The organism is Leptospira borgpetersenii serovar Javanica, assembly GCF_003046425.1.
In the GTDB taxonomy this organism is placed as follows: domain Bacteria; phylum Spirochaetota; class Leptospiria; order Leptospirales; family Leptospiraceae; genus Leptospira; species Leptospira borgpetersenii.
Map to the genome: position 1 here is coordinate 12,501 of NZ_QAJG01000038.1, position 10,992 is coordinate 23,492.

Genomic DNA, 10,992 nt, shown 5'->3' on the forward strand with positions numbered 1-10,992 from the left:
TTTGCGAGTTTGCGATACCCCGGAAGGGTTTTACGCGTATCGAAAATCATCAGACCTTTTCGTCCGTATTTTTGGACGACTTCTCCAGTTCGAGTAGAGATTCCGGAAAGATACTGAAGAAAGTTCAATAAAATTCGTTCTATTCTGAGAATTTGAACGAGATTGCCCTGAATTCTCAAAAGGGTATCACCTTTTTGAAAACTCTCCGCATCTTGTTTCAAAAGTTCCGAATGGATTTGATTTTCCGAAAGAACATTTAGAACTTCTAATACACCAATTCCACAAAGGATTCCGGACTCTCGCGCGTTCAAACTCGCCGTAGCTTTCTGGTCAGGAGTAAAGAGAGAAACGGATGTGATATCTTCTTCCGGACAATCCTCTTCCCAAGCGAGTTTTACCAAGGTTTCATAGTCTTGGTAACTTACGGACGAAACCGGATCAGTATAGGCACGTTTCATTTGAATCCAAAAGAGAGTTTTACGATCGGAAAACCACAATCAAGTGAATTTCCGGTTATAATCTCAAAATAAACGGTCGTTATATATTTTCGCAAGAATATTACCGAAGCACAGATATAATCAAGCCCGCTTACTTTCTACTTTTTATCTTCATTCAATTTGAACTTGTCTCAAAACCCGTCGAGTGAGACGCTTTAGTTAAACAAAAATGTAGGAACTCCTTCGAGAATGTTCCAACAATAGGGCTAATTCGAAAACCGATAAACTGCCAATCTGTGGAAATTCCTTAATTTTGAGACTATTTCTTTAGTTCCTTCTGTTGGTTTTCTTGTCTTGCGGTTAATGCTTGCATCTAACCCACGTTTTTCAAGCCCAGAAGGGGCGCCATTTTGTCTGATAAAATCTAAAACTTTTTTCCATAAAACGAACAATTTCATCAAGAACGTTTTGCATATTTAAAAAGATGAATTCGATCATATCACGTTCTTCAAGCTGATTACTTTCCTGAGTTCGGTAAACGACATCTCTGAATTACCTTGAAAAAAAATCCTTATGTATAACGCCTTCCTGTTGAACCAATGTGATCTTTAAAACCACTTCAATTTCAAAACTTTCTCTTGTGGTTGGAGTAACGACCTTCTACGCACACGTGGAAAACATCGATTCAAAAATCCTATGCTTCTAACACCACAACAAACCGCGTTTCAGTTCCATAACTCCGGAAACCTTTACAATATAAAATCTGAGGTTTAAGACGGGCTCTTAGATATTTAGGAAAGAATTTCAGTTTCTCTTATAAGAAAGACAAATCTTCTTTCCAAAAGCAGAAAAAGGTCCTTTAAAACCCATTTCAGGAACAATTTCTTAAATGTAAGATAGATACGATATTTCGATATTACAGGTCGGAACTCCGCTCACAAATAAAAAAGGCCCGGTATTCAATAACCGAGCCTTTTTTCAAAAATGAATCTTCTAACTTCTTTTTATTGAAGGTTTTCCGGATTTTCTTCCTCTCCTCCATTTTCTTCTTCAGGAGTGACTTCATCATTTTCCGCAGACTCGTCTTCAGTCGCCGGAGGGGTCATTGTTTCAGCCTTTTTCTTATTATCCGCGTCCCCGGATTCGGACTCTTCTGCAGAAGACACAGGTTTCTGGTCGGCTTCAATCGCTTCTACTTCTTCTGCAACAGGTTTCTTTTTACGCGAATCCTGAGCCTTGTTAAGTTGAGTGGGGCCTTTTTTAGGTGGAATCAACAGCACTTGTTTCGGATAAATCAAATTCGGATTTCTGATCTTACTACGATTTGCCTCATAAATTCTTCTCCACAGTTTCGCAGTTCCATAATGTCTTTTATCCTTTGCAATTCTCCAAAGACAATCGGCCGGAACTTTTTTACGAACCACATAACGTTTCCAACCTTCCGGCAAACCATCTTTCCCTACTTTTGTAGAGGAATTTTTAGCATCCGTTGTTGTGGATTGATTTTTAGAATCCTTTTGGCCATCAGTTCCGGTTTTTGTATCACGGCCCGCAATACTATCACTAGCCATTTTTCTTTCTATTCTTTCAGCCAGTTCAATAACTTGATCTACTACAATTCTAGAAAGACGGATCGCTTCTTCGGAACGAGAAATCGAATCCTCGTATTTTTCAGAAGCAAACAAATCTTCCGCAGATACTCTGGACTCTTCCGCGGCCTTCAGGTTTTCCTCTGCTCTTTGGTAAGAAACCTGAAAATCTCTAGATGCATTGATCTTATTTCTATCAAAAGAGGCCAATTTTGTAGTGGCTGAGGCTACACTCTGCTTTGCAAGTTCCTTCTGCTTTTCAGCATAAACCTTTATATTCTTTGCAACAAGTTCTCCTGACTTTTTGCGGATATCATCGATCTCCGCATATCCATCCCTAATCTTTCCTTCTTCGATCTTGGCCTTGGCGGATTCCAAACGATTTCTCGTTTCAGCAACTTCCGGATCTTTTCCTTCTGCGTATTTATCCGCATCGTTTAAATTTTTTTCGATATCCGCAAGGGAATCGATTAATTGTTGTTTCTGAGAAAGTGCTAACACTTTCGATTCGTCTGCAGCTTTTCTAGAATCCACATATTTTTGGCGAGAAGCTTCGTATTGATCGAATGCCGCGAGTCTCATCCTCAGTTTTCCATCATCTCCGGATTCTTTAGGATAAGACTCTAAAGTACGATCCGCCGTTTCACGAAGCGCATCACCTTCTTTACGAAGTTGTACGGAAGTATTATAAGGTTCTGAAGCGAGTTGAGAAGCATAAGCCTCTTCAGCCGATTCGATCGCAACACCGGATTCTTTGCGAACCTCATCTACGGAAAACGGAAAAGATTTCTCAGAAGCATCCAGAGCTTTTGCTCTCGCATATAATGCGGATTTTTTTGTCTCTGCAAGGTTTTCTTCCGACGCCTTTTGATGTGCAGTCAGTAAGTTTTTACGTGCTTCTTCCAACTCTGCCGGGGCATATTTTTCAGCACCTGCGGACTTCGCTCTTGTGATGGAATTTTTCGCATCACTTAACTCCTGAATCGGAAGTTCAGCTCCACAGGAAATAAAAAATCCTGCAAGTAGGATTATAAAAGAAGAAAGTATTTTTCTTTGAGTTGATTTCATTGCAGCACCAGATTTCAGAAAAGGTAGGATAGAATTTGGATCCGATCTCATTTAAAGGCAGACACTGCCTCTGCCTCATTATCAAAAATCTCAAAGAAAGAAGTCAGCTTAGTCAGCTCGAACACCTTTCTTACGGATCCGGAGACATTGATAATTTTAAGTCCGCCCTGATATTTCTTCAGATTGGAAAGACTGGAAATGAGAGCGCCAATACCAGAAGAGTCAATGTAGGAAACTTTTTCCAAGTTGATGACTGTATAATATTTCTGTTCCTCGATGAGTTTAGCGATGACATCTTTAATTTCTGGGGCATTGTAGAGATCGATTTCTCCGTTTATGTCCAGAATGACAATGTTCCCGCTTTCTCTTCTGGTTATTTCCATAAATGCTCAGCAACTCCTTCCTATTTCTTTCCAGCCAGCTTACTAAGGGAAAGTCGATTCTTTAAATAGTCAACCGGAAAATTCAGGCTTTTCATACAAATTTTTCCACTTGGCATAGATCTTTAAAAATTCACCCGCTTGAATGGACTTCTGAATTTCTGAAAGAAAATTTTTCATAAAATACAAATTATGATATGTTGAGAGAGAAAATGCAGTAAGTTCCCCGACATGATGTAAGTGTCTGATATATCCGATACTGTATCTTTTGCACACCTTACAACCACAATGCGGATCTATAGGCACATCGGAATTCTTCCATTTTTCATTTCTAAGATTAATTTTTCCTAAAGATGTAAAAACTTGACCGTTCCTTGCATTTCGAGTCGGAAGCACGCAGTCGAACATATCAACTCCATTCTTTACTCCATCCAAAATATCTGGAACGGTTCCGACTCCCATCAAATAGAGAGGACGACTTCGATCCGTATAAGCGGAAACTCCTTCTAAAATTCGGATGAAATCCTTACGTGGTTCTCCGACCGAAAGCCCTCCGATTGCAATTCCATCGAATGGGAGAGAGACGATCTTTTGCAAACTTTCCAATCGAAGACCAAGATCAATTCCACCTTGAAAGATTCCGAAAAGATGGGAGGAATTCTTATTCTTTTCCCAATATTCCACCGACATTTCCGCCCATCGATGTGTTCGGTCCAAAGATTGTCTTAGTCTTTCCTGACTGGAATCAAAAGGAGCGCAATCGTCCAATACCATCATGATATCGGAGCCGATAGTCCTTTGTATGTCGATTACTGAATTAGGAGTAAAATAATGCCTACTTCCGTCGATGTGAGATTGAAAACGAACCCCATCTTGTTCGTACTTAAATAGAGAATTAAGACTGAAGACCTGATAACCTCCGCTGTCGGTAAGAAGCGCCCGTTTCCAGGTCGAAAATTTCTTAAGCCCCCCAAAACGTTCCAACACGGCAGTACCGGGTCTGAGATAAAGATGATAAGTATTTCCTAATATTAAAGAATACTCAAGTTCCTCCAGGTCGTCGGCAGAAATGGTCTTTACGACCCCCCTTGTCCCTACGGGCATGAACACCGGAGTTTCCAGCTTCACTCCGTTGAGATTTAGAATTCCGGTTCTGGCTCTAGTTCGAAGATCTTCGGAAGTGGTCTGAAAAATCATCTACCGGCAGTATGTTCGTTGCAAGTTCCATAGATGTTAAGACTATGACCCGTGATTTTAAAACCGTTTTCTCTTGCGGCCTGCTCTTGAAGTTGTTCGATTCTTTCATCCATAAATTCCACGATTTTTCCGCAGACCGTACAGATGATATGGTCGTGATGTTTGTGTCCTATGATATGTTCGTAATATTTATAATCCTTTCCGAAATTATGCTCTTGCAATAAGCCCGCAGAAACCATAATGGAAAGAATCCTATAAATTGTAGCTTTGGAAATTTGATCTCTTTGATCCTTGAATTCCTCTAAAAGCCCTTCCGCTGTGAAATGATTGTGAAGGGAAAAAATTCTCTCAGCAACCAGCATTCTCTGGTTAGTAATCTTTAGACCTTCTTTCTGCAGATATTCCGAAAAGGTCTGCATTTCCATACGGACCGCGGGTTCCGCTTTGTTTAGAATTGCTTCCTGTTTTTCTCGATTCATATTAGATTATCCAAGAACGGGTCAAGATTATCAGGGATCGATCTTTCCGGCAATAGAAAAATACCAAGCTCGTTCCACCTCTTCCGCAATTCGAATCGCCATAATTTTCAAAAGTCTGGCCTGAGCCTGAATTTCGCTCTCCCTAAATCCGACTTGATCAGAATATATGATTCTTACCGGGATTTCCTCTCTTTCTAATTGTATTTTTTGCCCTCCCACCTTTTGAAGTTCAAGTCGAACAATCACGAGCATCTCTCTAGAAATAGATTGTCCCCCTTGATCGAGTAAATTTCCAACAAGCTGATAGTGAACTACTTCTCCGTAAAGCCGATAACTTGCGATTGATTTTTCTCTAGTTTGAAGGAATCTTCCTCTGGTATCTATCTCCGCTCGAACGAGTTCGGTAAGTAAAGTTTGGATTCCCATTCCGTACGAATTGTTTCTGAAATTTTGGACATAAAGTCTTCGCTGATCATCCGGAATCGGAATTCCGTCGATTTTCGGAGGATTTCCGGGTTCTCTCATGAAATAAGTGCAGTGATACAGTTGTAATACGACTACAATCAGGACCGCCAGTCGGGCAATAAACATAGTTTGAAAGGTCTTTTGTGGTCGGACCTCCGTGCAAGGAGTTTTTTACGGTTCCTTTTCGGCTTTACAAATTCCGATTTTCGGCTCAGTTTTTTCGGAAGATGAAAAGATTCTTTGCTTTTTCGACTTATACTGTTCTTTTCTTTGCTTTCATCTTACTAGTGAACGGTTTGAAAGCGGAAGACCGACCGGAATCACTTCTTTTTCCCGAGTTACAAGGAAAACTTCAATTTCCAATGGAAATTCAAACTCCGGTCTCCGGTTCTTTTGCAGAATATAGAATACATCACCTCCACATGGGAGCCGATTTTAAAACCTTTCATCTCAACGGTTTTCCGGCTATCGCTCCTTTTGACGGGATTGTGGAATCCGTCTCCGAATCTCCTACAGGGTATGGACTCAACTTAATACTTCGTTCTTCTTCCGGATTACGGGCTAAATTCGCTCATCTATTCAATTTAGAAGGCGTCAAGAAAGAACTAGAAAATCTAAGACAAGCACTTCATCTTCTAAACGATGGAATCTTTTCCGTAAAATTTCTAGACCACCAATTCTCCATAAAACAAGGACAACCGATTGCAAGAATCGGAGAATCAGGAACAGGAGTTTCCCATTTACATTTTGAACTTCACGGAAACGGAAGCACGTTCAACCCGCTTGCATATCTTAAGATGAACGATCGAGACAAAACTCCGCCCGAATTACTAGTTCTATACATCGATTCTTCAGACGGCCAAAAATTTAGAATTCCTCTTAAAAAAAAAGATGATGGAATTTATGAATTGAATAATTCCGAACTTTTGAAACTCGGTGGGGAAGTGAGAATCAAACTCGGTGCATTCGACAGAATGAACTCTCACAACAAGAACAACCTTTACTCCGCAAAACTGATGTTTGACGGTAAAAATCTCTATGAAAGGAAATTCGAAAAGATGAGTTATGCTGAAGCAAAAGACCATCAATCAATTTATGATTCAAATCGTTCATCACTCAATCCCCCTGTTTATGTTTATAATCTTTTTCCTTCTTTTAAATCCAGCATTGACCTGAGAGGATTTTCGGAAAACCAAGAAATCCTTTTGGAAATTATAGCCGAAGACAAAGAAAATAATCGCTCTTCCTTAAAATTCAAAATTTTCAATTCCGGTTTCAAAGGACATGTAACGAAAACAACCCCGACGGAATATTCCTCTCAAGATAGTAGGTTCCTGCTCAAAACTCCAAAAGGTAATACATTCGGAAAAGGAAATATTCTTTTTGAAGTGGTCGGAACTCCTCGCGAAAACCTGTTACCCGAAGGTTTGATTTTAAAAAGCGAACTCATCGAAATCGAATCGACCGGAATTAGTTGGTCGGGGGATGCAAAATTTCTATGGAAAGGAAAAAAACTTGGTAAAGGGGAAAACCTCTATTTACTCGAAGAAGGCACCAAACACTGGATTATTCTAAAAACGACTTCTGAAAACGGAGGAACAAGCGCAGTCTTGAATAAGATCGGAATCATTGCCGTTTTAGAAGATCGTTCCAAACCCAGAATCGATCATCCATTTTTAATTTCCCGTCATAGATTTACGCCGGAGGTCCGACCATCTGCAGTGATAGAAAGAATGTATTCTATATCCGACATCGGTTCAGGTTATGCGGGTGGAGCCGAAATTTTTTTAGATGGTCAAATATTTCCGTACGAATTTGAACCTGATCGTAAAGTAATCCTTGTCAAAATTCCAAATTCTTTTGGAAAATTCAAAAGAAGACTTTTACTTCAAGCAAGAATTAAAGATAGAGCCGGTAACCTTTCTGACTGGTTAACCGACCTTATTGATTTGGAAAAAATACCGAGGAATGATCAAGGATAAATTTTAGTACTGCTCTTCGACAGCCCTTCGTCTATCGAATGATTCTTTCTTAAAGAGGTCGGTAAACCGACTTCTTTAAGAAACCTCTATAAAATCAAAAAACAACAGAACCTTGCAGCTTGATCTTTCTGACAAAGTAAATTGGAATTTTGGGACGCGCTGTAAAGAATTCCTATGTTGAAATCACTGTACTGTTTACGACATTCAAGAATTCTAAAATCTACTTTATAGAGGTCCCCTTAAAGAAATTCAGTTACTTCTTTGAATCCGTATATACCCCTCCGGCGGAAGAATTATAATTAATTTCAAAAATATCATAATCCGACTTTCTCCAACCGGTCGCAAAGGCAACGGAAACACCGATATAATATTTAGTTCCGAATTTCATCGTATTCCAAGCAAATGCGGCAACTTCCTCATTGGTTACAGAAAAAGGGTGGACCTTGCCTCGAACTTCATCCAGATACAAACCCTCATAAGTCCCAATTATAGTTCCTTGATATTCTAATTTAAGAATTCTTCCAGAAACAGAAAAATTTCTTCTTGATCCAGATTTATTCACGATAATTTTATCCGGCGCCTCTTTTGGAATCGTAGTAATTTGTTTTTGTGCTCCGATTACTTCAAAATCCGTAGAAAGAGCAATTGGCTCAATTTTATGAATCCTATACTGAACTAAAATCTCCTGGTTTACGTTATTATTTAAAAAATTTACGACTTCTCCATTTTCAGGGCGAACGGAAAATTCGATCTTTTCTTTCAAAGGAGTAAAACATTCATCTTTTGACGCTTCACACTTTTCAGATTTATCATAAGTGGTAAATTCTAAAAGACCTTCATGGGAATCGAAAATGATTCCGCGACTTTCAAACTGAATCAGTCTCACAACCGCCCAACCTTCCGAATAAGTTCCTAAAGCGAAAACCGAAGAAAAAGAAAAAAATAAAGATCCGATACAGAAAAACAAAACGCTATTTCTTTTTAAATTCCTGAACATTATACACTCCAAAATTTTCTTAAGTTTTTAAAATTGAAACAATGTAAGGATAACATTTCATTTTCAAGAAATATTTAATCGATTCAAAAAATTACCCTAAAAAACCGTATCACCTTAACAGCATTAGATGTTCGACCGATTTCCGGAAAAAACATTTATCAAAGTCCCCTACTTCTTACAAAGGTTGTAGTATTTAACAATTGATGACTACAACTTGTTTAGAACCCCAACGCTGAAGAATCCATCATAATTTATAACGTGATTCTTGGAAAACGTCATTTGAATTTTGAGAAGTAAATGCCCACCAAATTTTCCAAATCCTGAAGTCTCCTGCAATAAAAATCTGAGTTTTCGGGAAAGCTGTGATTACTTTTGAACAGTTCCTCGACTTTTTTAGAATAACAAACAGGCTTCTCGTTATTTAACGTGAGTCCGACATAACAAATGTGAAAGGATTATTATGCTACGATCCGTAGTAAAGCAGTACTTTAGTTTCAGCTCACGAGCCATTCGCCCAAACTTTCTCATATCGAATTCACATTATTTAAGTTCCTGTCTTTTGCTTTATTACTTGATTGGCATGTAAGCTCTGGAGTTCATCTTGAACCAGCTTTTCTGCATATTTGAGTTCCGGGTAAAGATCCGTTTCAAGTAGTTTGACAAACATTTTGCACATCGAAACCTTATGAAGAAAAGCAAGTCTCCTAAGTTCTATCCAATCATCTTCAAAAGGTCGAAAAGAAAATCGTTTCAATTCGAGCTTTTGTTTTTGATAACCAATCCTATCTCTTGGAATTTGCTTTGGAATCGATAACAAATACCATTTTTTATAAATACATTGATTCAAAAGTAGCCTCAAAGAACCCACGTCATGAATTTTTCTGTTTAAGTATGGAACCAATCCTTTAGGAATATTGAAATCTGCTGGAGAACCCAACTTTTTCAGATTCCTTTGAGAATCCAAAACTAAAATAGCTTCCCGATCAGATTGCGTCCTTCCAGAACGGCTTGGTTTCAATAAACGCAAGTGTCTAATTGGTTGTTTTGTTTTTTTTGTCTTCATACCGGTAACGGTTTTGAGAATCGTTCAATCGGCTCCGCTTTTTGAAAAAAAATCTCCTTTTAAATTTTTTTTGAATCCAACTTTTTTCTTTGATCAAATATTATAATATTCTGTTTTTATATATTTTTTCCTTAAAATCCTCACAATTTCAATCCGATGCTTGTTTTTAATTGTGATTTAGGTCGGAAGACCGTCCAAAGAAAAATTCCGAACAACTGTGTATAATTGCCGTTTTACACAGTTGACCTTTCTGGGGACTCTCGAGAATTATTAAAATCTATTGAAATTGAAAAAAAGATAGATTTCCTCTTTGAGAAAATTTGTTGAATAAAAAAAATTTCTGAATCCTCAACTTTTTGGTTGCTAAAATCTTTCCAGGAAGTTTCAATCTTTCCCACACTTTCATTTTCGTCAAACAAGGAGCATAACGAAAAAATTACAAATGGAAACACCGTAATAACGAGCTGCAAGTCTAAGTTCCGCCCAATCCGCAGAATCTGGTCGAAAGGAAAAGCGCACCAGTTCAAGTTCAGTTTTTTGATATAAAGTCTTTTCGTTTTCAGAATAAGCAAAAATAGAATGTAATCGATTTCGATTCCTCTTCAAAAGAAAATGTAGAGCAGTTTTCAAGCACCCGAATTTAGAAATTCGTTTCGTTAAGTTCGAGACTTGTTGCTTCGGAATCCATAAATCAGAAGGAGCGACTCTCTTTAATCGTAAATTAGGTTCCTCAGAAGATGATTTTACCTTATATGTATTGGTTAGCCAGCGGGTATGTTGAGAATGATTTTGATTTTTTGTATTTGCCATACCCCTTACGGTTGTCCTAGTAAATGTAATCATTCGAGATTTTATGAAAAAATTTTAATTTTTTAGATTTAGAACTTTCTCTTTTTCGAAGAATAGGCTGTAGTTCCGACCCATTATAAGATACTACTAAGAACTTGTCCAAAAACCTCAGATCTGCGGGAATTTTCACGCTCTATTACGGACTTATGAAACGATTGTGCTGATTTTTTGGGACAAGTTCTTAGATTTAATGCAATAAAATGAGAATGGACTTTTCTAAAATCATTCAAATCTTTTGGGTGGCTAAGTGAGGCGGTGTAAAATTAAAACCTTAGAACTCTATGAGAGTTAGCAACGATAAAATCGTTTACTGATCCCTATAAAAATGAGTACCCGTAAATAAGAAATAAAAAGAGATGGTAATGTGAGAAATGACAAAAACCAAAAGAGCCTCAAGGATTTAGAGAAAAGAAGACAGAATGGAATTCGTTTACTTGAGAAGGGTTATACATGTTATGGAGTAGCCAAAGAACTTGGGGTCAGTAA

The 10,992-nt window shown here is 38.2% G+C and carries 9 protein-coding genes and 2 pseudogenes (1 of these 11 cut by a window edge); 2 read left to right on the forward strand and 9 right to left on the reverse strand.

The features are described 5' to 3' along the window. The 6 genes from nadC to lptE all read right to left on the reverse strand — a co-directional run. On the reverse strand, positions 1-497 hold the 5' portion of the coding sequence (gene nadC / locus CLV95_RS17630) for a carboxylating nicotinate-nucleotide diphosphorylase (protein ID WP_002725224.1). Its footprint begins 418 nt before the window's first position; the window shows 497 of its 915 coding nt (coding positions 1-497); the start codon lies at positions 495-497; its stop codon lies beyond the left edge, outside the window. A gap of 944 nt (positions 498-1,441) precedes the next feature. Further along, positions 1,442-3,094, reverse strand: a complete 1,653-nt coding sequence (locus CLV95_RS17645) for a lipoprotein LipL71 (RefSeq protein ID WP_002733034.1) — start codon at positions 3,092-3,094, stop codon at positions 1,442-1,444. A gap of 47 nt (positions 3,095-3,141) precedes the next feature. Continuing rightward, entirely contained in the window at positions 3,142-3,477 is a 336-nt protein-coding gene (locus CLV95_RS17650) for an STAS domain-containing protein (protein ID WP_002725296.1), read from the reverse strand. A gap of 69 nt (positions 3,478-3,546) precedes the next feature. After that, positions 3,547-4,671 carry a tRNA guanosine(34) transglycosylase Tgt gene (tgt, locus tag CLV95_RS17655; protein WP_002733113.1) on the reverse strand — a complete coding sequence of 375 codons (1,125 nt, stop codon included), beginning with the start codon at positions 4,669-4,671 and terminating at the stop codon, positions 3,547-3,549. Further along, complete coding sequence (locus CLV95_RS17660) at positions 4,668-5,150, reverse strand: Fur family transcriptional regulator (protein WP_002725263.1); 483 nt, start codon at positions 5,148-5,150, stop codon at positions 4,668-4,670. Before CLV95_RS17660 ends, tgt begins: the two co-directional genes overlap by 4 nt. Before the next feature lie 30 nt (positions 5,151-5,180). Next, complete coding sequence (gene lptE, locus CLV95_RS17665) at positions 5,181-5,741, reverse strand: LPS assembly lipoprotein LptE (protein WP_002733012.1); 561 nt, start codon at positions 5,739-5,741, stop codon at positions 5,181-5,183. Between the two features lie 17 nt (positions 5,742-5,758). Here lptE and CLV95_RS17670 point away from each other — a divergent pair, with 17 nt between their 5' ends. Then, positions 5,759-7,597 carry a M23 family metallopeptidase gene (locus CLV95_RS17670; protein ID WP_002733055.1) on the forward strand — a complete coding sequence of 613 codons (1,839 nt, stop codon included), beginning with the start codon at positions 5,759-5,761 and terminating at the stop codon, positions 7,595-7,597. A gap of 253 nt (positions 7,598-7,850) precedes the next feature. Here the strand turns inward: CLV95_RS17670 and lsa26 are convergent, their stop codons facing one another. The 3 genes and pseudogenes from lsa26 to CLV95_RS17685 all read right to left on the reverse strand — a co-directional run bounded on the left by lsa26 (position 7,851) and on the right by CLV95_RS17685 (position 10,467). Further along, entirely contained in the window at positions 7,851-8,594 is a 744-nt protein-coding gene (gene lsa26, locus CLV95_RS17675; RefSeq protein ID WP_002725246.1) for a surface adhesion protein Lsa26, read from the reverse strand. Between the two features lie 544 nt (positions 8,595-9,138). Next, entirely contained in the window at positions 9,139-9,657 is a 519-nt protein-coding gene (locus tag CLV95_RS17680) for a DUF1564 family protein (RefSeq protein ID WP_016748908.1), read from the reverse strand. Positions 9,658-9,890: 233 nt separating this feature from the next. Next, positions 9,891-10,467, reverse strand: a pseudogene (locus CLV95_RS17685) (DUF1564 family protein). A 403-nt stretch (positions 10,468-10,870) separates the two neighbouring features. Here CLV95_RS17685 and CLV95_RS19550 point away from each other — a divergent pair. Next, positions 10,871-10,992: pseudogene (locus CLV95_RS19550) on the forward strand (IS630 family transposase); the annotation flags it as partial.

Excerpts from the sequence above, each read along its gene's own strand:
- CLV95_RS17645 (WP_002733034.1), bottom strand. The coding sequence starts at position 3,094 with ATGAAATCAACTCAAAGAAAAATACTTTCTTCTTTTATAATCCTACTT.
- CLV95_RS17650 (WP_002725296.1), bottom strand. The coding sequence starts at position 3,477 with ATGGAAATAACCAGAAGAGAAAGCGGGAACATTGTCATTCTGGACATA.
- tgt (WP_002733113.1), bottom strand. The coding sequence starts at position 4,671 with ATGATTTTTCAGACCACTTCCGAAGATCTTCGAACTAGAGCCAGAACC.
- CLV95_RS17660 (WP_002725263.1), bottom strand. The coding sequence starts at position 5,150 with ATGAATCGAGAAAAACAGGAAGCAATTCTAAACAAAGCGGAACCCGCG.
- lptE (WP_002733012.1), bottom strand. The coding sequence starts at position 5,741 with ATGTTTATTGCCCGACTGGCGGTCCTGATTGTAGTCGTATTACAACTG.
- lsa26 (WP_002725246.1), bottom strand. The coding sequence starts at position 8,594 with ATGTTCAGGAATTTAAAAAGAAATAGCGTTTTGTTTTTCTGTATCGGA.
- CLV95_RS17680 (WP_016748908.1), bottom strand. The coding sequence starts at position 9,657 with ATGAAGACAAAAAAAACAAAACAACCAATTAGACACTTGCGTTTATTG.